Annotated in this window: 23 protein-coding genes; 12 read left to right on the top strand and 11 right to left on the bottom strand. The window is 60.9% G+C overall.

Annotation, left to right across the window (positions count from 1 at the left end; translation table 11 throughout):
- Positions 1-61: 61 nt before the first annotated feature.
- From Q8L50_RS16110 to Q8L50_RS16075, 8 genes are all read left to right on the top strand, one after another.
- Positions 62-322, top strand: coding sequence for a zf-TFIIB domain-containing protein (locus tag Q8L50_RS16110; RefSeq protein ID WP_305349648.1), 261 nt, complete (start codon positions 62-64; stop codon positions 320-322).
- Between the two features lie 161 nt (positions 323-483).
- Positions 484-639 (top strand): hypothetical protein, encoded by a 156-nt coding sequence (locus tag Q8L50_RS16105; RefSeq protein ID WP_305349647.1) that lies wholly within the window; start codon positions 484-486, stop codon positions 637-639.
- A 112-nt stretch (positions 640-751) separates the two neighbouring features.
- Positions 752-1726 carry a TerC family protein gene (locus Q8L50_RS16100; protein WP_305349646.1) on the top strand — a complete coding sequence of 325 codons (975 nt, stop codon included), beginning with the start codon at positions 752-754 and terminating at the stop codon, positions 1724-1726.
- Entirely contained in the window at positions 1723-2238 is a 516-nt protein-coding gene (locus tag Q8L50_RS16095) for a universal stress protein (RefSeq protein WP_305349645.1), read from the top strand. Before Q8L50_RS16100 ends, Q8L50_RS16095 begins: the two co-directional genes overlap by 4 nt.
- 25 nt (positions 2239-2263) lie before the next feature.
- Positions 2264-3211: a sodium-dependent bicarbonate transport family permease gene (locus Q8L50_RS16090; protein WP_305349644.1), complete on the top strand. Its 948-nt coding sequence runs from the start codon at positions 2264-2266 to the stop codon at positions 3209-3211.
- 4 nt (positions 3212-3215) lie between these two features.
- Positions 3216-3518: a transcriptional regulator gene (locus tag Q8L50_RS16085; protein WP_305349643.1), complete on the top strand. Its 303-nt coding sequence runs from the start codon at positions 3216-3218 to the stop codon at positions 3516-3518.
- 26 nt (positions 3519-3544) lie between these two features.
- Positions 3545-3976 (top strand): Rrf2 family transcriptional regulator, encoded by a 432-nt coding sequence (locus Q8L50_RS16080; RefSeq protein WP_305349642.1) that lies wholly within the window; start codon positions 3545-3547, stop codon positions 3974-3976.
- A gap of 75 nt (positions 3977-4051) precedes the next feature.
- Complete coding sequence (locus Q8L50_RS16075; RefSeq protein ID WP_305349641.1) at positions 4052-5002, top strand: DHH family phosphoesterase; 951 nt, start codon at positions 4052-4054, stop codon at positions 5000-5002.
- Here Q8L50_RS16075 and Q8L50_RS16070 read toward each other — a convergent pair.
- Positions 4999-5535 (bottom strand): peroxiredoxin-like family protein, encoded by a 537-nt coding sequence (locus Q8L50_RS16070; protein ID WP_305349640.1) that lies wholly within the window; start codon positions 5533-5535, stop codon positions 4999-5001. The two genes, Q8L50_RS16075 and Q8L50_RS16070, sit on opposite strands and share 4 nt — an antisense overlap.
- A 70-nt stretch (positions 5536-5605) precedes the next feature.
- Complete coding sequence (locus Q8L50_RS16065; RefSeq protein WP_305349639.1) at positions 5606-6598, bottom strand: VCBS repeat-containing protein; 993 nt, start codon at positions 6596-6598, stop codon at positions 5606-5608.
- A 161-nt stretch (positions 6599-6759) separates the two neighbouring features.
- Between Q8L50_RS16065 and Q8L50_RS16060 the strand changes: the two genes are divergently transcribed.
- Positions 6760-7353 (top strand): carboxymuconolactone decarboxylase family protein, encoded by a 594-nt coding sequence (locus Q8L50_RS16060; protein WP_305349638.1) that lies wholly within the window; start codon positions 6760-6762, stop codon positions 7351-7353.
- A 25-nt stretch (positions 7354-7378) separates the two neighbouring features.
- Here the strand turns inward: Q8L50_RS16060 and Q8L50_RS16055 are convergent, their stop codons facing one another.
- Positions 7379-7846 carry a TerB family tellurite resistance protein gene (locus Q8L50_RS16055; protein WP_305349637.1) on the bottom strand — a complete coding sequence of 156 codons (468 nt, stop codon included), beginning with the start codon at positions 7844-7846 and terminating at the stop codon, positions 7379-7381.
- A 362-nt stretch (positions 7847-8208) separates the two neighbouring features.
- On the opposite strand from Q8L50_RS16055, the gene Q8L50_RS16050 reads away from it, so the two are divergent.
- The gene (locus Q8L50_RS16050; RefSeq protein WP_305349636.1) at positions 8209-8805 is read left to right on the top strand and encodes a hypothetical protein; all 597 of its coding nucleotides are present in this window, start codon (positions 8209-8211) and stop codon (positions 8803-8805) included.
- A 216-nt stretch (positions 8806-9021) separates the two neighbouring features.
- Positions 9022-11415 carry a PAS domain S-box protein gene (locus tag Q8L50_RS16045; RefSeq protein ID WP_305349635.1) on the top strand — a complete coding sequence of 798 codons (2394 nt, stop codon included), beginning with the start codon at positions 9022-9024 and terminating at the stop codon, positions 11413-11415.
- Positions 11416-11455: 40 nt separating this feature from the next.
- Here the strand turns inward: Q8L50_RS16045 and Q8L50_RS16040 are convergent, their stop codons facing one another.
- From Q8L50_RS16040 to Q8L50_RS16010, 7 genes are all read right to left on the bottom strand, one after another.
- Positions 11456-12358: a DMT family transporter gene (locus Q8L50_RS16040; protein WP_305349690.1), complete on the bottom strand. Its 903-nt coding sequence runs from the start codon at positions 12356-12358 to the stop codon at positions 11456-11458.
- Between the two features lie 311 nt (positions 12359-12669).
- Positions 12670-13191, bottom strand: coding sequence for a hypothetical protein (locus Q8L50_RS16035; RefSeq protein WP_305349634.1), 522 nt, complete (start codon positions 13189-13191; stop codon positions 12670-12672).
- Between the two features lie 245 nt (positions 13192-13436).
- On the bottom strand, positions 13437-14324 hold the full coding sequence (locus tag Q8L50_RS16030; protein ID WP_305349633.1) for a M23 family metallopeptidase: 888 nt from the start codon (positions 14322-14324) through the stop codon (positions 13437-13439).
- 8 nt (positions 14325-14332) lie between these two features.
- Positions 14333-14569: a hypothetical protein gene (locus Q8L50_RS16025; RefSeq protein WP_305349632.1), complete on the bottom strand. Its 237-nt coding sequence runs from the start codon at positions 14567-14569 to the stop codon at positions 14333-14335.
- Positions 14570-14714: 145 nt separating this feature from the next.
- A complete protein-coding gene (locus Q8L50_RS16020) occupies positions 14715-15515 on the bottom strand; it encodes a cyclopropane-fatty-acyl-phospholipid synthase family protein (protein WP_305349631.1) in 801 nt (266 codons plus the stop codon).
- Between the two features lie 59 nt (positions 15516-15574).
- A complete protein-coding gene (locus Q8L50_RS16015; protein ID WP_305349630.1) occupies positions 15575-17437 on the bottom strand; it encodes an AAA family ATPase in 1863 nt (620 codons plus the stop codon).
- Positions 17438-17474: 37 nt separating this feature from the next.
- The gene (locus tag Q8L50_RS16010) at positions 17475-19256 is read right to left on the bottom strand and encodes a glutamine--tRNA ligase/YqeY domain fusion protein (RefSeq protein WP_305349629.1); all 1782 of its coding nucleotides are present in this window, start codon (positions 19254-19256) and stop codon (positions 17475-17477) included.
- Positions 19257-19441: 185 nt separating this feature from the next.
- Between Q8L50_RS16010 and Q8L50_RS16005 the strand changes: the two genes are divergently transcribed.
- Positions 19442-19891, top strand: coding sequence for a hypothetical protein (locus tag Q8L50_RS16005; RefSeq protein WP_305349628.1), 450 nt, complete (start codon positions 19442-19444; stop codon positions 19889-19891).
- A gap of 86 nt (positions 19892-19977) precedes the next feature.
- Here the strand turns inward: Q8L50_RS16005 and Q8L50_RS16000 are convergent, their stop codons facing one another.
- Positions 19978-20601: a DUF3455 domain-containing protein gene (locus Q8L50_RS16000; RefSeq protein ID WP_305349627.1), complete on the bottom strand. Its 624-nt coding sequence runs from the start codon at positions 20599-20601 to the stop codon at positions 19978-19980.
- Positions 20602-20686: the final 85 nt, after the last annotated feature.

Below are 20686 nucleotides of genomic sequence, written 5' to 3'. Positions count from 1 at the left end.
TCGTTGCGGCCATGTTGTGCTGTTGCAAGAACCTTTATTTCCACTTTGGGGGAAGATTTTCATGAAATGCCCGTGCTGTCCGGACTCTGTACTGCTGATCACCGAGCGCCAGGGTGTCGAAATTGACTACTGCGCGCAATGCCGGGGCGTGTGGCTTGATCGCGGGGAGCTCGACAAGCTGATTGCGCTTTCTTCGGTGGCGCCACCCGTCCGTTCGGTCACGGCCGCGGCGCGAGAAGACTTTGCAGACTCCGACCAGCCGCGCGGATCTGGCTACTACCCGCGCCGTAAAAAATCCTGGCTGGGTGACATCTTTGACTGAGCCTTGCCACCCACCAACAAACCACCGTCCCATGAGAAATCATCCGCAATACAGCTCTCGCGCTGACCGCCTTGTTGCCCCGGCCCTGCTTGCCGACGGGGCGAAGTGCAAAAAAGGGCTTCCGGGTCTGCTGCAGGAGTTCTTGAAACCCGGAGATACGCATGACTGATTACGCCCTTCCCCTCGCATCGCTGGGGGTCTTGTTTTTGTGGTGCGCCTGGCGCGAACGTGTCGCTGATAACCGCCGCGATGCGAAGCTCCTGGCCACTTGTGGTGCCGGCGGTGTACTGGCTGGTGCCGCAGTGTGGCTGGTATGAGCCCGCGCTGCCTTTGCCGGTTGCCGCGTTTTGAAGCGGAACTGCCGGCCCCCCTTTTTGCCTTGGCTTTTTTGCCAGGTATTTTTCCTGACCTGCCGTCGCAGGCTGATTTATGACCAATATCGAATCTTTCGCCACCGGCCCGATGTGGGCCGGTTTTATTGTCTTTGTGCTGGCCATGCTGGCGCTGGACCTGTTCGTCCTGGGCGGCAACAAGGCGCACCGTGTCTCGGTGAAGGAAGCCGGGAGCTGGGTCGTCGCCTGGGTGCTGCTCGCCGTCAGCTTTGGTGCCCTGCTGTGGTGGTACCTCGACGGAACCGCTGGTCGCGAGATTGCCAACCGCAAGGCGCTGGAGTTTTTTACCGGTTATCTGATTGAGCAGACCTTGTCGGTGGACAACATGTTTGTGTTTGTCATGATCTTCACCTACTTCGCGGTGCCGCCCGAGCTGCAGCGCCGCGTTCTGCTGTACGGTGTGATCGGCGCGATTGTCATGCGGGCGGGCATGATCATGGCCGGTGTCTGGCTGGTGTCGGAGTTTGCCTGGGTTCTCTACGTGTTCGGCGCGTTTCTGGTCATCACGGGTATCAAGATGCTGGTTATGGCGGACCAGAAGCCCGATCTGGAGCAAAATCCCTTGCTGCGCTGGCTGCGCAGCCACATGCGTATCACCCCGGGGTTTCATGGTGAAAAGTTCTTCGTCCGCATCAACGGCCTGCGTTACGCCACACCGATGTTTCTGGTGCTGATGATGATAGAGGCCAGCGATCTGGTTTTTGCGGTGGACAGCATCCCTGCCATTTTTGCGGTGACCACCGATCCCTTCATCGTTTTCACCTCCAATATTTTTGCCATCATGGGCTTGCGGGCGCTGTATTTTCTGCTGGCCGACATGGCTGAACGTTTCCATCTGCTGAAGTACGGTCTGGCCCTGGTGCTGGTGTTCATCGGCGGAAAGATGCTGGTGATGCCGTGGTTCCATATGCCCGTACAGTGGTCCCTGGCGATCGTCGGTTCGATCATCCTGATCTCCGTCGTCCTCAGCTTGAAGTTTTCGGGTCGCAACCTTGCGAGGAGTAAATCATGAGTGATATCGCATCGAAGGACCCCATGCCGGTGCCGGTTCTTGAACAGCGCGATGACATGGGGCGGCTCGTTGGTGTCACCTGGCAGGGCATGCACGCCGGAGAAGTCACGGGCAGCGATCGCTGGCTGGTGGCGGTGGACGGTTCAGCGTGCTCCCTTCGCGCAGTCGAGATGGCGGCGCGCATGGCGGCGGTGGAGCAGGGAGCCGGGGTCGACCTGATCCACGTCCAGTCCTGGCTGACCAAGGAGGCGGCAGAGACCGAGCTGGCGCGGCGCGGTTGGGCAGCCACGGCGCAAGCGCGTCAGGTTCTCGACGCGGCGGGCGTCCAGTGGCGCTTGATGTCTCTCATGGGCGAGGAGGCCCCGCAGATCGTCCGCGTGGCGCAGTCGCTCGGTAGTCGCGGCATTGCCCTGGGCTCGCGCGGGCTGACGGCTACCGAATCCGCGTTGCTCGGATCGGTGGCCTACAAGGTGGTGCATCTGGCCAAATCGCCCGTGCTGTTGATACGCTGATGCGCACGCCTGTCCAGAGCCCATGATGTCCAGTTTTGAACCCGTCATCCTCTTCTTTGTGCTGGGCGCGCTGGCGGGTTTCGTGCGTTCGGATCTCAAGATACCGGGCGTCCTGTACGAGTCCTTGAGCATCTTCTTGCTGCTTGCGATTGGCCTCAAAGGGGGTGTCGAGCTTGCGCGTTATCCTCTGTCAGAAGTAGCCTTGCCAGCGTTGTTGGTGGTAGCGGTGGGCGCGCTGATTCCACTCATCGCCTATCCGGTGCTGCGTCGGCTGGGTCGCCTTGGCCGCGCTGACGCCGGGTCGATCGCCGGGCACTATGGTTCGGTCAGTGTGGTCACCTTCGCGGTAGGTGCGGCCTATCTTGCGCGGCTGGGCGAGGCGGCCGAGGGCTACATGGTGGTCTTTCTGGTGCTGCTGGAGTTTCCTGCGCTGGTTATCGGCGTATTGCTGGCGCGGCGCGGGGAGCGTGACACGCCCTGGGGGCAGGTGCTGCACGAAGTGTTTGCCGGTAAAAGTATTGTGCTGCTGGTCGGTGGCCTGGTGATTGGCTGGGTCGCCGGTGCCGGTGGCATTGCCCCCCTGGACCGCCTCTTCTTCGACCTCTTCAAAGGTGTGTTGGCGTTCTTTTTGCTCGAGATGGGGCTGGTGGTGGCCCGGCGGTTCGGTGAGTTGCGCCGCGCCGGCGCTTTCCTGATCGTATTTGCTGTCGTCATGCCCCTGCTGGCGGCAGGGCTGGGCCTGCTCACTGGCTGGTGGCTTGGCCTGTCGGTGGGCGGCATCACGCTGCTGGCTACGCTGTATGCCAGCGCTTCCTACATCGCCGCACCTGCCGCCATGCGAATTGCCGTGCCGCAGGCCAATCCGGCGCTGTCCATAGGTGCGGCTCTTGGCATCACTTTCCCGTTCAACCTGATCGTGGGTATTCCGCTGTACCACCGGCTTGCCCAGTCCCTCCACCCTCTGGGAGTCTGAAACCATGGAAATGACCGCCCGCAAACTCCTGACCATCGTCACCGAGGCCGCGATCGAGGACACCCTTGTGCGTGATCTTGAGCAACTTGGCGCACGCGGCTACACCATCACCGATGCACGCGGCAAAGGCAGTGGGGGCAAGCGCGACGCCACCTGGGGCCCGCACGCCAACATCCGGCTGGAAGTGCTTTGTGATGCAGCGACGGCCCTGGCCATCTGCGCCGCGCTGCGCGAGCGTTATTCCGACAACTACTCGATGGTGATGTACGTCGGCGATGTCGACGTGTTGCGCCCCGCCAAGTTCTGACCATCAACAACCGCCAAAAGTACACCATGCAAATTGTTACCAAGGGGCGTCTGGCCGTTGCGGCCATGCTGGACCTGGCCTTGTGCGCCGACCGCAAGCCGATTGCACTGGCCCATATCAGTGCCAGACAGAAAATCTCTGTGTCTTACCTGGAGCTTCTGTTTGGGCGGCTGCGTCAGCGAGGCCTTGTGCGCAGTGTTCGCGGACCGGGTGGGGGTTACAGCCTGGCGCGCAGTGCGCAAGACATCAGCATGGCGGATATCGTGCTGGCGGTCGATGATTCCGGCGCTCAAGTGTCTGCGGCCATCAGTGATCAACCGCGGGGCCAACGCGTTGCCAGTGACTGGCATGCCGAGCTGGAAAGCAACATGGTGGCGTTTCTGCGGTCGGTGTCCTTGCAGAACCTGGCCGAAGCGCAAGGCCAGCAAGCTCGCAGCGGAGACGCTGCAAGCAGATGACCGCTGGCGCTGCGTCCGCTGCACCTGCGCTGACGGCGGGAAAAGCCCGTGCCGCCGGGCGACAATCGAAGGGTGATGAAAACAATTCTTCCCCTGCAACTGCTGGTTGCGCCCCACAGAAATGACCCGCAGCCCCTGATCCTCTACCACGGTCGCGGTTGCCCGGACGGTTTTGCCGCAGCCCTGGCCGCCTGGCTGTATTACGAAGGCCGGGCCGAACTGGTGGGGCTGGATCACGGCGACATCCGCTCGCTCGCTGACTTGCCGGCACTGGCCGGGCGCGCGGTGTATATCCTCGATTTTTCGTTTTCGGCCGACGTCCTGCGCGGCATCGACGAACGTGCCGCCAAGCTCGTGCTGCTGGACCACCACAAAAGCGCCGCAGAAAAACTCACGGGGTTTGCCTGTCGTTGCGGGGTGCTGCACTTCGACATGGACAAATGCGGTGCCCGGCTGGCCTGGGAGTTCTTTCACCCCGCCGTCCCCTTGCCGGATCTGGTGCGCTACATCGAGGACCGCGACATCTGGGTCTGGCGCCACCCCGAGAGCCCTGCCTTTCTGGCTGCGCTCGACATGGAGCCACAAGAATTTGCGCGCTGGGCGGCTATTGCTGCGTTTACGCCCGAACAGGTGGGGGCCTTCATGGCGCGCGGTCAGGCCATGGACGAAAAATTCAGCAAACTGGCGGCCGGCATCGCAGAAAATGCGCAGCCGGTCACCTTCAATGGCCAGCACGGCCTGATGGTCAACGCGCCCGGCGTGTTTCACAGCCTGGTGGGTGAGATGCTTTCCAAACAAAGTGCCACCTTTGCGCTGATGTGGACGGTGGCCCCGGGCGGCGTTGTCAAGGCCGGGCTGCGGTCGCAGCGCGGATTTGACTGCATCGCGCTGGCAGAGAGCATGGGAGGCGGCGGCCATGCGCAGGCTTGCGGTTTCAAGATGGGCCTGGAGCGCCTGCCGGAACTCCTCAGCGGCAGCTTCAATGCGGTTTCACGCCGGGCACAGGACGGCGGCGCCAGCTCTTAGAGCGGTCCGGTGTATTCGCCGCGCGCCGGGTAATCCTTGCTGATGGCGAAGTCAATCGCCGCCAGCAACTCGTCAAAGTGCGGACGGGCAAAGGGCATGGTCTGTACCTGGCCGAAATACAGCGTGCCGTCCGGTCGGACGATAAAAACGCCGGGTTCGGAAAACAGCGCCGGCTCTTCAATGCCGATGGAGGTCTTGCCGCGACTGGTCGATATGTACAGCCCCCATTCACGCGCCACGCGCAGCGCCAGCCCGTAGCCAAACCGCAGCGCCGGTGCCTGAACCTTGGCGGCCATCTCACCGGCCCGGCCGGCGTCGTCACTGGAAACCGCGATCACCTTCACGCCGCGTTTTTCAAACTCAGGCAACAGCCGGCCCAGTTCCAGCAGGTATTTGGCGCAGACGGGGCAGTGCAGGCCGCGGTAGAACACCACCATGGAAAAGCGCTCGGGGGCGTCGCTTGCGAGCTCGTAGCTTTCATGCGCAAGTGTGTCCAGCCGCAGGGCGGGAACAGGTTGGCGGGGCATCAGCATAGGGTCTCCTTGGGGGTGAAAAGTGCGTTCAACGATATACCAACGGCCGCGAAATTAATGCCCAAGGGCTTTAGGGCATCAGGCTGACGCGCCACCAGGAGGCATTGGCCAGCAGCAGGCAGCCGCCGCCAGCCAGAGGTGTCAGTCGTTCCACCCGGGCCGGCAGCGACCGGGGGTCGGCAAGCTCCTGCCATTTCCCCGGCGCGACCCAGCGTAGCGCATGCAGCGCGCCCAGCTGCATGTCGGGCAGCACAATCGTCGGCCGCTGGCCCGCCTGTTCAACAATCACGGCGAGTCGCTGCTCCAGCATGCCCATCCGGTGATTGGACACGTCCATCGCCCTGGCGTAGGGCTCGAGCTGCGGCGGGCGGTAGTGGTACAGGGTCAGGACGCCCCCCACATGCGGCGTGATCACGCTGGCGAGGTCGAGGCGGCCGTCGCCATCGAAGTCGGCCACGCCCACGGGGTTGAGCCAGCGAAAGGTCGAACCGGCATGCGGGCTGCGCGCCAGCTCGGCCAGATGCCTGGCGGCTTGCGGTCCGCCGGTAGCAGGCCCTGTAGCGCTGGCGCGCAGGCCAAACACGACCATGGCAGCGCCATCAAAAGCGTCGGCCTCCACCAGGATGATTTCGTCGCGGCCGTCGCCGTCGAGATCGGCCAGCCGTGGCACCCGGTCCTCGAAAACCCGGCGCACGGGCAGTCTGTAAATCACCTGCTGCAGGCCACCTTCAGGCGTTCGCGCCAGCACATGCAGGCTGGCCGCATGGGCGCTTGAACCCAATGCGCCATGCGGGTAGCGTTGCGTGGGCGAACCCAGCCAGGCCCAGGCGATATCCCGTTGGCCGCTCACGGCCTGGCTTTGCTGCAGCCGGTGACGGGCAGCCTCAGGCGGCGCTGATAAAGCTGGCGCCGGCACGCCGCACTCGGCCTGCGCTGGCTCCACTTGCAGGCCCATGGCAGAACAGGTGCCAGCAATCCACAGGGGCGCCAGCCAGCACAGCCGCCATTTGTTTTTTGTTTGGTCAGGTCGGACGCGCTTGTAGGCGCAAAAAAAGGAAGTCATGGAAGTAGGTCGGTTTCAGACGAGGTTTCTTACAGTTGCCATGGCCTGGGGCCATGGTCGGGCCTGAGCGGCTGCCGCCCATGCTCCGGGGCTGCGGCACAATCGCCTGCTGTTCATTGCCTGATCAATTTGTTTGTCACGGACAAGCTTCAAGGAAACCCATGCCCCGCCTGCAACCGCTGCCGCCTGAAACCACACCGGCGCTGAAACCGCACTTTGATTTTTTTCTCGGCACACTCGGTTTTACACCCAACAGCGTGCTGACCATGCAGCGCAAACCCAAGCTGGTCCAGGCCCTGGCACAGCTGAACGCTGCCGTGATGGACCCGGACGGTGAGGTTGATCTGGGCTTTCGGCGCCTGATCGGTCATGTGGTGAGCAAGGTGGCGGGGTGCCTGTACTGCCAGTCGCATACGCTGCTGGGAGCCAAAAACTTCGGCATCAGCGACGCCAAGCTGGCCGATGTCTGGACCTACAACACCAGCCCCTTGTACAGCCTGAGAGAGCGGCTGGCACTGGATTTTGCGCTTGCGGCCGCCAGCCAGCCCAACGCGGTCACCGATGAACAGTTTGCGCAGTTGCAGCAGCACTGGAGCGACAGTGAGATCACCGAGATACTCGGTGTGGTGGCGATGTTTGCCTTTTTGAACCGCTGGAACGACACCATGGGCACACCGCTGGAGGCCAGCCCGACGGCGGTGGCCGCGCAGGCGCTGGGCAGCCAGGGCTGGACGGCTGGTAAACACACGGCCTGAAGGCGCTCCAGACCGCGGGTACCGGTCAGACCAATCCGGCTGCCTCTTTGGCGCGCATCTTCGCGCCTATGTACTCGCCGTGCGTCACATGCAGCAAGCCGGCGATCTTGCCGATCAGGTGATTCTCGTGGGCATCAAGGTGGGCGTCGGCGTAGGCGACCTGCCACATGTATTCAACCACCTGTATTTTCTGCGCCTGCGTGAAATGCGCGTTCATGCTGGACGTGAAGCGGTGGTAGTCGTGGCTGGTTTTGGCAGTGTCCTCGGCCAATTCCAGCAGGCGGGCCAGCTCATCATCGGCCAAAGCGAACTTGGAGCCCAGGCTGGCTAGCACCGCGGCACGCTCGGTGTCTCCCATGTCGGCATCTGCGCGCATCACATCAACCAACAGCACCGCAGTCGCGAGCTGGAGCACGTGGCTCAACTGCTGCGGCGACTGGCTTTCCGCAATAGCGGTGAAAGAGTCAAAGATATCTCGGAGGGTTCGAAGCATGAGAGGGGTGTCCTGAATGGCTGCATGTGTTTGCAGTAGTGGAGAAGATAGGCCCTGGATTGGTTCCTGCAAGGCCGGGATGCGCTGTTTTGTGCGTTCAGTTGCGGCTTCAGGTTGCCGCTCCAGGCACATCGCGCTACCCATACATGTAGGAGGTAAATAGCCGGTAAATACACCATTGCCTTACATCGCTTTCACATGGACCGGCCAACAATGGTTGCACTGGGTCACCGAGCTGCGCTGAAAAGTCACCGATCCAGCCAAGCAGCCTCAACAGCCTCCTGCCGCCCCTGGAATTTCCGGCCACGGCAAGTTGTCCCACAGGTTGTTGCTTGTTTCTTCCCGTATTCAGGAGAACCCTCATGAAATCGAAATTATTGACAGCGTCACTTTTGGCCACAGCCCTTTTTAGCGGCCTGGGCCTTTCGCCTGCGATGGCGCAAAACACCAGCACCCCCGGTGTTGACCGCGCCCAGCAGGCGATCAGCGCACGCATCGAGCAGGGCCTCAACTCGGGGCAGATCACGCCGACCGAGGCGCAGGAGCTGTACCGCCGCGACCGCAATATCGCCGCACGTGAGTCCTATTACAAATCCAACGGGACGGCCACCGCTCAGGAGCGCGAGGCGCTGCGCAGCGAACTCGACAGTCTCAGCGCAGAAGTTGAGCGCAAGATGACCAACAGCAAGACGGGCAGCTCGCCCGGCAACATGCGCGGCATAGACCACCAGGAGTACCGGATCAGCCATCGCATCGACGAAGGCATTCGCTCCGGCCATATCTCGCAGCGTGAAGCGCGCAGACTGCGCAAGCGTGAGGTGCAGATTGAACGCCACGAGGCCCGCTTCAAGGCCGATGGTGTTGTAACGCAGCAGGAGCGCAGTCAATTGCGCAACGAGCTGGCAGCCCTGCGCGATGAAGTGGAACGCATGATGCGCAACCGCCGCGGTCGTGGCTAGCCCAAACCAAAAAAAGCCGGGCAATGGCCCGGCTTTTTTTACCCCTGGACGCGATTTGCCTGAAATTTTTGGCTAGCCTGGACCACGCCAGTACAAAAGCCGCAGACAGCAGGCGCTAAACTGGTGGCAAGTTGCTGCAACAGAGGGATTGACAGGCCTTGCGCCGCTGCAGGGCTTTGCAGGGTGTTCGGCCAAAGCGACGCAGGAAAGAGCTATTTGTATGAAGGTGGGGCGGCAGGCATTGTTTTTATCGGACCCCGGCGCAGCCAGGGGCGGGCCAGCGCGACCAGCGCGCCCGGCCATCAGGCGGGTTGCCCGGTCCATTTTCGTGCTGCCATGGCCCTGCAAAAGGGCGGGCGCATGATCGACACCCAGTTTCGCCAGCTGACAGACGCCATGCCGCACATCGTCTGGACCATGCAGGCAGACGGACCGCACACCTGGTTCAATCAAACCTGGCTGGACTACACCGGCCTGTCGCTGGAAGACAGTCTGGCCTCGGGCTGGGGCGGCGTGATGCATCCCGATGACCTCCAGCGTGCTTCCGTGCACTGGGCTGCAGCGTTGGCTGCGGGTGGCCCATGTGAGATGGAATGCCGCTTGCGCCGGGCCGATGGTGTTTACCGCTGGATGCTCGGGCGCGCTGTGCCTCAGCACGATGCAAAGGGCCAAAGAACGCAGTGGCTGGGCACCCTCACCGATATTGACGACCTGAAACAGGCAGCGGCGCACCTCGAGCGCGACATTTTCATGAACCGCATCGCCGGCAGGGTGGCCCGGCTGGGCGGCTGGACGATTGAACTGCCCGACCGCAAACTCACCTGGTCAGATGAAAACTGCCTGATTCACGATGTGCCGCCCGGCTATCAGCCCACGCTGGACGAGGGCATCGGGCTCTTTCTGCCAGAGCACCGGCACATCGTCACGCGCCATGTGCAGGATTGCGCCCATCACGGCATTCCCTACGAATTTGTACTACCCAAGATGACCGTCAAAGGCAGGCGCATCTGGGTGCGTTCGCTGGGTGAGGCGGTGCGGGATGATGCCGGCAACATCATCCGGATTCAAGGGGCGTTTCAGGACATCACCGAACAAAAAGAAGCTGAAGCCCATACCCGCGCGCTGGAGCTGCAGCTGACCAATACGCTGGAAAGCATCACCGACGGCTTCGCCTTGATGGACAGGGAAGCGCGCTTCACCTACCTCAACGGTCAGGCGGAGCGCATGCTCAAGCGCCGCAAAGGGGGGCTGCTGGGCAAGGTCCTCTGGCAGGAGTTTCCGGCCATGGCCGGTACCGCCGTTGAGCGCGAATACCGCGCCGCGGTGGCAGACCAACGCACCACCCGCATTGAAGCTTTTTACCGGCCACTGAAAGCGTGGTTTGTATTTCACATGTACCCGACCGAGGCGGGGACTGCGGTTTACTTTCAGGACATCACCCAGCGGCGCGAAGAGCAGGTGCAATTGCGCCTGCTGGAGACAGCCGTCTCGCGGCTCAATGACGTGGTGGTCATTGCCAAAGCCAGGCCGGGCAAGGACCCCCGGATTGTTTTTGTGAACAACGCTTTCGAGCGCCACACCGGTTACAGCCGCGCCGAAGCCATCGGTAACTCACCCGCCTTTTTGTGGAAACGGCGTGCAGACAGTACCCCGGGTACTGTGCCGGAGGCGATCGTGGATGCTGTCAGAAAGTCGCAGCCGGTACGTACGGAAGTTCTCAGTTACACCAAGGCAGGCCAGCCGCGATGGGTGGACATCGATATTGCACCGATTGCCAACGCAGCCGGAAAACTCACCCACTGGGTGGCGGTGCAACGGGACATCACCGAGCGGCGGGCGCAAAGCCAGGAAATTCTCAGACTCAACGGCGATCTGGAGGAGCGTGTGCTTTTGCGTACCGCCCAGCTTGCCGAGGCGAACCAGGAGCTGGAGTCTTTTGCCTATTCCGTCTCGCACGACCTGCGCTCACCGCTCAATACCATCCATGGCTTCAGCCAGCTGCTGGCAAAAATTGATGCCGAAAACATCAGCGAAAAAGGCAAACATTACCTGACCCGAATTGGTGTCGGGGTTGAGCAGATGGGTGAACTGATAGAGGGCCTGCTGACCCTGGCGCACCTGTCGCGTGAAGAGATCAAGGCAGAAGAGGTGGACTTGTCGGTGATGGTCAGGCGCATGCTGCATGAGCACCAGGAAAAAGAGCCGACCCGCCAGGTAGAGGTGCAGGTCCAGGACGGCCTGATCGCCCAGGGCGATCCACGCCTGTTGTCAGCGGTGTTGCAAAACCTGCTGGCCAATGCCTGGAAGTTCAGCTCCAAAAAACCGGTGGCGCAGATTGTGGTGGGCAGCAAGCCGGCCGCAGAGGGCGCGCCCGTCTTTTTTGTGCAAGACAACGGCGCCGGTTTTGACATGGCTTTTGCCCACAAACTGTTTGGCACTTTTGAGCGCCTGCATTCGCCCGGGGATTTCCAGGGAACGGGCATCGGCCTGGCCACCGTCAAGCGTGTGATTGACCGGCATGGCGGCCGTGTCTGGGCAGAAAGCACACCGGGGCAGGGCGCTACTTTCTATTTCACCTTGAAGCCATCCACCGCCGCCATGGGCGGCTGAAAGCCCTTGCGCGAGTCGCAACACTCAGGCGCCCGTGGCCTCATGGGGCTGGCCGCGCCGGGGGCGGGTTCTGGCGGCGGGGTTGCCCGTCCACAATGATCAGTGCGATACCGCCAAGAATGGCGCAGGAAGACAGCAGCAGTGGCAGGCTGAGCGCTTCACCCAGAAACAGCGCGCCGCCCAGCGCGGCGATCACCGGAACGCTCAACTGCACCGAGGCCGCGTGGGTGGCCTTCAAGGCGGGCAGGGCCTGGTACCAGATCGCATAGCCCACGCCTGATGCCAGGGCGCCCGACAACACCGCCAGCACCAGCCCGCTGCCGTCCAGAGATAACTCGCCATACATCCACAGGCCCAGCACCAAAGCCAGCGCCATCGGCACGGTGCGCATGAAGTTGCCCGCAGTGACCTTGGTCGGATTGCCCTGGCCCTGCGGCGGCAGGCGTTTGCCACGCAGCGAATACACGCCCCAGGCCACCCCCGCGCCCAGCATGGACAAGGCGCCGCTCAGGCTGGGTGTTGCCAGCCCCGGCAACAGCAGCGCCACCAGCCCCGCCAGCGCCACGACCAGGCCCAGCAGTTGGCGGGCCCGCAGGCGCTCGCCTTGGGCCACGCCATAAAGAATCATCGTCGCCTGCACCGCGCCAAACAGCAGCAACGCGCCGGTGGCGGCCGACATGCTGATGTAGGCAAAAGAAAAACCGGCCGCGTAGGCAAACAGGGCGCTGGCAGACAGCCAGTCGCCTTTGCCTTGCGCCGCATCCGCGCTGCGTTGCATCCGTACCAGCAGCCACAACATGCAGGCGCCCGACACCAGCCTGATGGCGGTGAAGCTGGCTGCGTCGATGGCCGTGTGTTTGAGCGCCATGCGGCACAGCAACGAGTTGCCCGCAAAAGCCAGCATGGCCAGGCAGACATAAAAAGCCACGCGCAAACGGCTCATGCTCATGGGTAGTACTGGGGTGGTGAACAGGCAGAAAGTAAGGGCGGGGCTTTGAAGCGCGAGCCCCTGCGGAGCTGCATCATGCCTGAATCGGCGCACGGGCACATTTGCCAGGCCGGCCGAAAGCCGGCGCTGGTCAAACAAGGGCGTGGAGAAACCCTGAAATTCCCTGAAAAACAGGATAGACCCGGTGAAGCGGCCGATGTAGTCAACCGTTCACCGCGTCAGTTGCTATCTATTTGATAGCTGGTTACGCAAGCCCCTTATGGGCTGGCCCCACTTTTTACTTGAAGTTGATGGCTTCAGGCTGCTCAGGCGGCCTTGCGGCGCTGGCTGAAGGCCGTGCTGCGTTTGACGCTGGCGGTGCTCACTTCGTCGCCGGCGATTTTGTTGGCGAGTTCTGCGCTTTTCTGTTCAATCTGCGCGGCCAGTTTGCTCAGGGCCAGTGCGCCGGGTGCGGTGACGTGCGCGATGGTGCTCAGCGTGTTGACGCCGGTTTTTTCTTCAAACATGGCGGCGTTGGCGGCAGCGCGCTCGACGCCGGTTTCTGCGAGCTTCACCAGCTGCGTCACCACTTGTTGTGCGCCGTTGGTGGTCAGGGTCAGCCCCTTGGTGTAATAGGCGCTGAAGGCGGCCTGTGCGGCGCGTGCGTTTTTCGCGGTTTCATCCGTCAGTTCGGTGCGTGACTGCCTCAGTGCTTTGTTCCAGCGCTGCTCCAGCAGGCTGACCACACGCTCGCCGCCGGCGCGGTAAGCATCAATCACGTTTTTGGCGGTGTTGCCGTAAGACTCGATCAGGTCGGCTGCAACGGTGGAGAGGTTCTTGGCGCTCATGGTGTTTCCTTGATAGGTGAGGTTGGCGATGCCTGATCATCAGGGTTTTCACTAGTGGCTGCGACCTAACCGGCTAGAGGCGCGTGTCCAGACGGGTTTGCAGCCAGTGGCAGGCTCGCGATCTGCTATTTTTGTTATAGCTGCTTACGCCCGTGGCTAAAGGGCTAGAGCCACTTTTTGCTTATGCACTTCGGGTAGATGGCTAAAAACACTCTTCTGGCCAACTGTGGGAGTGCGCTTGGGGATCAAGCGGCCAGAAACAGCGCCGGGTCCACCATGGTGCGGTTCAGCATCACGCCCCAGTGCAGGTGCGGGCCGGTCACCCGCCCGGTGGCGCCCACCGCGCCCAGGCGCTGGCCGGTGGTCAGCGTGTCGCCCACTTGTACATCGATGGCGCTCAGGTGGCAGACCATGCTGAGCAGCCCGCCGCCGTGGTCCAGCCAGACCGTCTGGCCGTTGAAAAAGTAGTCGCCGGTGTCTATCACCCGGCCCGGCAGCGGCGCTGCCACCGGCGTACCGGTGGGCGCGGCGATGTCCATGCCGCTGTGCGGGTTGCGTGCCTGGCCGTTGAAGATACGCCGCAGCCCAAACGAGCTGGAGCGCCGGCCCGGCACCGGCACAAGCATGCGCAGGGCGGCGGGCAGCGGCTGGCTGAAGCTGGCCATCACTGCCTGCTGCTGCGCCCGCTCTTGCTCGTGGCGCGCCAGGTCTTCGGGCGACAGATCCACCGTGCGCGGCGAGACCTTGAGCTGCTGCTCGCTGTAACGCTTGGGGGCCACGCTGTAGGCCACTTGGCGCTGCGTGCCGTCAGCCGCTTGCACACTGATGCTGGCTGGGCCAGGCTCTGCCGACAGCGCAATACCGACCAGCGCCGTCCAGTCAATCACATCACCCACCACCAGCAAAGGCACATCACCCGCAAAGGCGACAGGCCGCACGGCAGCCGGACCCAACGACAGCCGCGCAATGCCGCCGGGCACTTGCAGGGGCCGGGGCCAGACGCCGGAAGGATTGGACGAGTTGGACGAGGTGGCGGCAATGCCTGCTGTCGGCAAGGCCAGCAGGCCCAGGCCGCCCAGCAGGGCGGTGCGGCGGTTCAGGCAGGCGTCGGGGTGATGCGGGTTGGCAAACATGCGCGGGATTATTGCTTGTTCGCCGCGCCCTCAGCTTCCCAGGTGATCTTGCCGTCCTTCACGTAGTCGTCAAACTGCGTGCGCGGAATGGCCGTGACACCGGCCACACCGTCACCGGCGTCCCAGCTCAGCGTGGCGCTGTCCGGCTCCAGCCCGACTTCCACCCGGCCCGGTGGGATGGGAATGGGTGCACCGTCGCCTGGGGTGAAGGTGACGCAACCGGAGATGGTGGCAAAGGTGGGCATGGTGTTTTCCTTGAAGGTGAGGCGGCCCAATGAGGCCGCGTGCTTGCTTCATGCCATTAAGCACGAGTGCCATCCGTTCGCCTGTCAGTCAAAAGCGCGTTTTATCGGGTGCGGTGGGGCTGAACTGGCAGCCGGGAAGATCGGGCTAACCGCAGGAAGCACCCGCCGCGCGCGTGAAGCGCTGGCCCTGCGCCAGCGCCATATTGCCTTGTGCGGCAGTGATGCGCAGGGCATCGTCACTGGCCGTCAGCACCAACTCACCGCTGCTGCCTGCCGGTGTGCGCAGCTCACTGCCGCTGATCGTGCCCTTCAGCTCACGCGTGCGATCGCGCCAGGCCAGCGTGCCTTCAAAGGCCTGGTACTTCTGCGTCAGTTTGATGCTGGCACCGCGCAGCAGCCCGCCCGCACACCACAGGCCTTCCACCCGCGCAGGCACCGTCCACAAGTGCACCTTGCTCGACTTCTCGCGCCCCACCACCTTGTCGGGCACAGGCAGAACGGTGGTGCGGTCCGGCGCCCAGTCACCCATGTCCCAGTCGTGCGAGACGATGCGTGTGCCCGGCTTGAGCGCAAGCAGGGAGGGGCGCAACAGAATGTTCACCTCTTGCAGCAGATACATGGTGATCACGGTGGCTTGCGACAGGTCGGTCTTGAACAAGTCCTGCTCGCGAAACTCCACCTTGTCTGCCACGCCGGCAGCACGGGCATTGGTTTTGCTGCGCGCCACCAGCGACGGGTCAATCTCCACGCCCAGGCCGGTGGCTTCAAATTTCTTGGCTGCCAGGATGACGATGCGCCCGTCGCCAGAGCCGAGGTCAATCACATGGTCGCCGCGTTTGACGCCTGCGACGCTCAGCATCTCCAGCGTGACGTTGTCGGGGGAGGTGATGAAGGGGACTTCTTCGAGGGGTTGGGCGTGGGCTACGGCCGCACATAGCAGGGCCATAGCAAGCGACCACAACCGCGACCCAAGCATTCGAGCAGTCGGAGTAAAAACGAAAGCCATCAATGCTGAAATTTTTCCGCGAGCATTTTAAGAAGAGCCTTCACAGTTTTAGCAGTTTTCTCCGATAGCGCATCGGCAATTGGGCCCCGAGCCCGCTCTAGATATTTACGTGCTGGCAGCACCTTGTCTAAGGGATTGGCCTTCAGGTAAAGCGAGTTCTTATCAAGCACTGTTTCCATTGGCACTTCAAAAATTGACGCGAATTCTTCTTTGCTAAAAATATCCTCAATACTTCCGTCAATATTCAGGGCTAATAGACATTCTTTAGAAATTGTCGCCCACTCGCGCTTGATCGATCTTTGTGCGTTTTTGTATGCTTGGTCGTTGTCATACAAGTAGATAACACGAGCGCCCCAACCTTGAAGAATTGTGCCAACTTTAGGCATATTTCCGGCACCGCCGCCAGATACGAAATTCAAGTGTTCTTGTGGATATAAGACATTAAATGCAGTTAGATAGAAGTAGTCAGCAGGCCCCTCTACAACCACATTGTTGAGCTTGTCAGAGCCCACTATTCCCTGATTTAGCTCCAATCCAATCGCAGTAAGGATTGGCGTCAGAGTTTCTTTATCTGAAACAGCGTGTATCTTATTTTCTATGAAGGTACCACGATCAGGTGGCTTCTGAACTAGCCTGATTCGTTCCAACTTGTCTGGCTCAATCAAATACGGCGAGTGGGTGGAAATGAGGATTTGACAGTTTCCACCGGAACTTTCTAAGTGTTTGAGAATGTCCCGTTGTGCGGTCGCGTGAAGATATAGACCAGGCTCATCTATGAGAATAATATTTGGTTTCCCTTCGCGAGCTCTAGCCGCTACGCGAATATAAAACGCGAGATGCCAACGCCTGCCTTGGCTTCGCACTTCCGGTGGGTAGAACTCGTCATTTTCCTGGACCCAAAATTGAATTTTTTCGCTGTTCCAGTCAATGGAAAGATTGGAAAAATCTTGAGTCCAAAATTGCGAGAAATCATTGTTGATCTGTAATCCGAGAGCGTGTTTGTGCCTTTTTCTGGCGGTGCCATCCGAACCAAGGATGGTTTCCACATCAATGTCACTCATCGCACTCAGATCAGCAATCCACTTGTTGTTTCGAAGATCTGTAAACGAAACTTCGTTTGGAAAGACATCTTCAAAACTACTGAATAAGATGAACTTGGGAATTTCTTGAAGGATCGCATCTCTGAGCTTGTCCGCGAGAGTCACCTTTTGAGCAGCGTTCTGTTCTAGCGCACCTTTTAGCGCAGCGAGGCTCGCCTGAACGCTAGCCAGATCCTCGGCCGATAAAGATTCAGATGATTCTGATACCCGAGTTTGATAGTTGGACAGTATTTCAGAGGCGTTTTTCGCTGAGTAAACGTCGTGCCCTAGTTTTGGAAGGCCTAGCTTTTTGGTCAGCGCATCAGTGTTGAGTAGCGAAACCGTGGCATTGAAAGCCGTAAGAAGAACAGACCATTCTGATGGCTTAACTTTCTGAATGTCTGAAAAAATTCCTGCGGTAATCTCGTATTCTGATGAATATGTTTTTTTGACTTTGAGTTGCGGTTTCGCTTCTAGCGATGCGGCGAATTGTTCTTTAAGTGCTGGAGGAAGGTCCAGTTTCTCAACAATCCCTAAGATGGCTATGTCCGTTGACTCGAAAGTAACTTCAATGCACGGCTTCGCGCCGGCGCGGTTTTTTTCGAGTGGAAGGGCTTTTGATGAGATAGCGGAGTTGAAATTGAAGTCGGAAAGTGCCTCCAATATCGAACTTTTTCCGGCCTCATTTTTGCCTGCGAAGATGGTTACTTTGTCTGCTAGAAAGCAGTCCCCGGAGTCAACAATCGATTTGTAATTCCAGATTCTGAATTTGATTATTCTCATATCCTCTCCCCTGTTATTTTGTCGACTGGCGTACTCTCTATTTGGCCCAACTATCCTTCATCCCCGTCACTCGATTGAACACCGCTTTGCCCGCAGCGTGATCCTTCAAGTCAGTGACAAAGTACCCATGCCGCTCAAACTGAAATCTCTTCCCGGCGGTGGCAGATGCCAGTGAAGGCTCCACATAAGCCGTCACCACGCTCAGGCTGCTCGGGTTCAGGTTCTCCAGAAAATCTTTGCCGTCCGCTTCGGGGTGCGCCTCGGTAAACAGCCGGTCATACAGTCGCACTTCGGCTTGCACCGCATCACTGACGCCCACCCAGGTGATCACGCCCTTGACCTTGACCGAGTCTGAGCCGGGCGTGCCGCTTTTGGTGTCGGGTATCAGGGTGGCCAGCACTTCAGTGACTTTGCCGTTTGCGTCTTTGGTGGCGCCTGTGCATTCGATGACGTGGCCGTATTTAAGGCGGACTTTGTTGCCAGGGAAGAGGCGAAAGAAACCTTTGGGGGGTGTTTCTTCGTAGTCGGTGCTTTCAATCCACACCTCTTTGCCTATTTTGAAGTGGCGTTTGCCCAGCTCGGGCAGGTGTGGGTGTACGGGTGCAGAGCAGTCGTCAAGCTTGCCCGCGCCCATGACTTCGTCCCAGTTGGTCAGCACCAGCTTGACCGGGTCCAGCACCGCCATGGCGCGCGGGGCAATCGGGTCCAGGGTGTCGCGCAGTGCGCCTTCGAGCGTGCTGTAGTCAATCCAGCTGTCGCTTTTGGTCACGCCAATACGTTCGGCAAACAGCTGAAGCGCCTCGGGCGTGTAGCCGCGCCGGCGCAGGCCAACGATGGTGGGCATGCGCGGGTCGTCCCAGCCGCTGACGCGCTTTTCAGTGACAAGCTGGGCCAGCTTGCGTTTGCTGGTCAGCACATAGGTCAGGTTCAGGCGCGCAAATTCGTACTGGCGCGGGTGCGGCGTGGCAATCAGGCCGCCTTCGGCCAATCTGTCCAGCAGCCAGTCGTAAAACGGGCGCTGGTCTTCAAACTCCAGCGTGCAGATGCTGTGGGTGATCTGCTCGAGTGCGTCTTCAATCGGGTGGGCATAGGTGTACATCGGGTAGATGCACCATTTGTCGCCGGTGTTGTGGTGGTGCGCGCGGCGTATGCGGTAAATCGCCGGGTCGCGCATATTGATGTTGGGGCTGGCCATGTCAATCTTGGCGCGCAGCACGGCGGCGCCGTCGGCCAGTTTGCCGTCGCGCATCTCGCGGAAGCGGGCCAGGTTTTCGGCCGGTGTGCGGCTGCGGAAGGGGCTGTTGGTGCCGGGCTTGACAAAGTCGCCGCGGTTGACGCGCATCTGCTCGGCGCTTTGTTCGTCAACGTACGCGTGGCCGGTTTCGATCAAATATTCGGCTGCGCGGTACATGAAGTCAAAGTAGTCGCTGGCCTGGTAAAGGTTGTTTTCTCCGTGGTTGTGCCAGTCAAAACCCAGCCACTGAACGGCGTCCTTGATCGAATCGACGTATTCGGTGTCTTCTTTTTCGGGATTGGTGTCGTCAAACCGCAGGTGGCAGACGCCGCCGTAGTCGCGTGCCAGGCCAAAGTTCAGGCAAATGCTTTTGGCGTGGCCTATGTGCAGGTAGCCATTCGGCTCGGGCGGAAAGCGCAGCCGCACCTTGGCGGGGTCGGTCTGGCCGGCGGCATGGTGGGCGGCATCGCCGGGGCTGCCACCCCACTGGCGGGCGGCGTAAGTCTGGTTGCTCAGGTCATGCTCGATGATCTGGCGTAAAAAATTGCTGGTTTTGGGGGTATCTTTGTCTGCAGGGGCGGTCATGTGTTTGATTCTAGTGTGCCGCCCCGGCCGTGCTGGTACGCCACCCCAGGCGCACCGCGCTTTGTAAAGTAGCAAGTAAAGTTACTTTTGGCTACCGTCTTCACTGTGCAGGCGGTAAGCCGTTACGGCACTGCAACGTTAAATACCTGTCAGGGCGCTTCCTGCCCGATTACAGGAGATCAACAATGCTTCAATCAACAACGCTGGCCGCACTGCCCAAAAGGGCGCTGCTGATGGCAGGCGCCACGGCGGCGCTGGCCCTGGCCGCCATGGCCTTTTCGGGCGGCGCCCAGGCGCGCAGCGATGTGTCATTTTCAGTCGGAGTCGGTTTGCCCGGTGTGCATGTGGGTGTGAGCAACGCCTATCCGGTGTATCAGCCGGTGTACCAGCAACCCGTCTATGTGCAACCGGCCCCCGTGTATTACCAGCCGCAGCCTGTCTATGTACAGCCGGCGCCTGTCTATTACGGCCGCCCGCACGGCTGGCACAAACGGCATGGCCACCATGGCCGCGATGACGACAACCGCCACGGCGGTTACCGCAGCAACGGCCATTACGTCCAAAGCCATGGCCCGCAGCCCTATGTACATGGCCCCCAGGGTTTCAAGCCCCAAGGCTATTACTACGGCCATTGATCACTTGAGACGCCCAGGCTAAAAAAAGCCCGCAGGCCTTGAGCCTGCGGGCTTTTTTATGGGTGCTGCTGACGTGGCGCGGCGGCTCAAGATCCGATGGGGCGCCAGAACACGTAGTCGGCCTCATACGGCACTGTGACCCGCATACCCAGTTGCGCCGAGGTGCAGGGGACGACGGTCAGCCAGCCGCCCACCGTGCGCAGGCGCTGGACATAACTGATGTTGTGCAGCGCACCTGGGGCGGCGGCTGGCTCTACCTTGTAGGTTTGCAGCGGCAGGTTGTGGCTGCCATTGGGTACCTCGACAAACTCGCGCGACTGCACGGTGGAGCCGTCACGGTGCGCCCAGCTGGCGCGTGCGCCTGGCTTGTGTTTGATGTTGTCGCCGCGCGCGTCGGTCAGATCAATGTCGGGGTTTCGCGCCAGCCACTCGTATTCAAAGGGCGAGCGTTTGATGGCCTGGCATTCGTAAACCAGCCTGCCGTTGCTGTGTGCCTGCAACACCGGCTGGTGGCCAGCGGGCACGCGCAAGGTGGCGGGGACGTCCTGCTGGGCAAAGGCGTTGGTCAAGGCGAGGATGGGGCGCGATCCGCAGCCGCCCAGCACGGCAGCGCTGCCGATCGCCAGCAGCAGGTAACCCAGGCGGTGCTTTTTGCCGCTCTGGCTGAAGCGGACGGGGCCAGATGCGTGGGAAGAAGGGTTGGTGCTCACAGCGGTTCCAATCGAAGCGGGTGTGATTCCAGTAGACCTGAATATGGTGTTACCGCGTGTAGGACGGTGCAGGCAGCCTGCGCCG

It is taken from the genome of Polaromonas sp., from assembly GCF_030680935.1.
Taxonomy (GTDB): Bacteria; Pseudomonadota; Gammaproteobacteria; order Burkholderiales; family Burkholderiaceae_C; genus Polaromonas.
Note: the sequence above shows the minus strand (reverse complement) of the source record. Positions and strands in the feature narration are given on the sequence as shown.

Coding starts and splice junctions, on each gene's coding strand:
- Q8L50_RS16025 (WP_305349632.1), bottom strand. CDS start 14,569: ATGCCCACCTTTGCCACCATCTCCGGTTGCGTCACCTTCACCCCAGGC.
- Q8L50_RS16050 (WP_305349636.1), top strand. CDS start 8,209: ATGAAATCGAAATTATTGACAGCGTCACTTTTGGCCACAGCCCTTTTT.
- Q8L50_RS16075 (WP_305349641.1), top strand. CDS start 4,052: ATGAAAACAATTCTTCCCCTGCAACTGCTGGTTGCGCCCCACAGAAAT.
- Q8L50_RS16070 (WP_305349640.1), bottom strand. CDS start 5,535: ATGCTGATGCCCCGCCAACCTGTTCCCGCCCTGCGGCTGGACACACTT.
- Q8L50_RS16065 (WP_305349639.1), bottom strand. CDS start 6,598: ATGACTTCCTTTTTTTGCGCCTACAAGCGCGTCCGACCTGACCAAACA.
- Q8L50_RS16085 (WP_305349643.1), top strand. CDS start 3,216: ATGGAAATGACCGCCCGCAAACTCCTGACCATCGTCACCGAGGCCGCG.
- Q8L50_RS16055 (WP_305349637.1), bottom strand. CDS start 7,846: ATGCTTCGAACCCTCCGAGATATCTTTGACTCTTTCACCGCTATTGCG.
- Q8L50_RS16035 (WP_305349634.1), bottom strand. CDS start 13,191: ATGAGCGCCAAGAACCTCTCCACCGTTGCAGCCGACCTGATCGAGTCT.
- Q8L50_RS16030 (WP_305349633.1), bottom strand. CDS start 14,324: ATGTTTGCCAACCCGCATCACCCCGACGCCTGCCTGAACCGCCGCACC.
- Q8L50_RS16010 (WP_305349629.1), bottom strand. CDS start 19,256: ATGACCGCCCCTGCAGACAAAGATACCCCCAAAACCAGCAATTTTTTA.
- Q8L50_RS16005 (WP_305349628.1), top strand. CDS start 19,442: ATGCTTCAATCAACAACGCTGGCCGCACTGCCCAAAAGGGCGCTGCTG.
- Q8L50_RS16060 (WP_305349638.1), top strand. CDS start 6,760: ATGCCCCGCCTGCAACCGCTGCCGCCTGAAACCACACCGGCGCTGAAA.
- Q8L50_RS16100 (WP_305349646.1), top strand. CDS start 752: ATGACCAATATCGAATCTTTCGCCACCGGCCCGATGTGGGCCGGTTTT.
- Q8L50_RS16040 (WP_305349690.1), bottom strand. CDS start 12,358: ATGAGCCGTTTGCGCGTGGCTTTTTATGTCTGCCTGGCCATGCTGGCT.
- Q8L50_RS16090 (WP_305349644.1), top strand. CDS start 2,264: ATGTCCAGTTTTGAACCCGTCATCCTCTTCTTTGTGCTGGGCGCGCTG.
- Q8L50_RS16015 (WP_305349630.1), bottom strand. CDS start 17,437: ATGAGAATAATCAAATTCAGAATCTGGAATTACAAATCGATTGTTGAC.
- Q8L50_RS16080 (WP_305349642.1), top strand. CDS start 3,545: ATGCAAATTGTTACCAAGGGGCGTCTGGCCGTTGCGGCCATGCTGGAC.
- Q8L50_RS16095 (WP_305349645.1), top strand. CDS start 1,723: ATGAGTGATATCGCATCGAAGGACCCCATGCCGGTGCCGGTTCTTGAA.
- Q8L50_RS16110 (WP_305349648.1), top strand. CDS start 62: ATGAAATGCCCGTGCTGTCCGGACTCTGTACTGCTGATCACCGAGCGC.
- Q8L50_RS16105 (WP_305349647.1), top strand. CDS start 484: ATGACTGATTACGCCCTTCCCCTCGCATCGCTGGGGGTCTTGTTTTTG.
- Q8L50_RS16020 (WP_305349631.1), bottom strand. CDS start 15,515: ATGGCCCTGCTATGTGCGGCCGTAGCCCACGCCCAACCCCTCGAAGAA.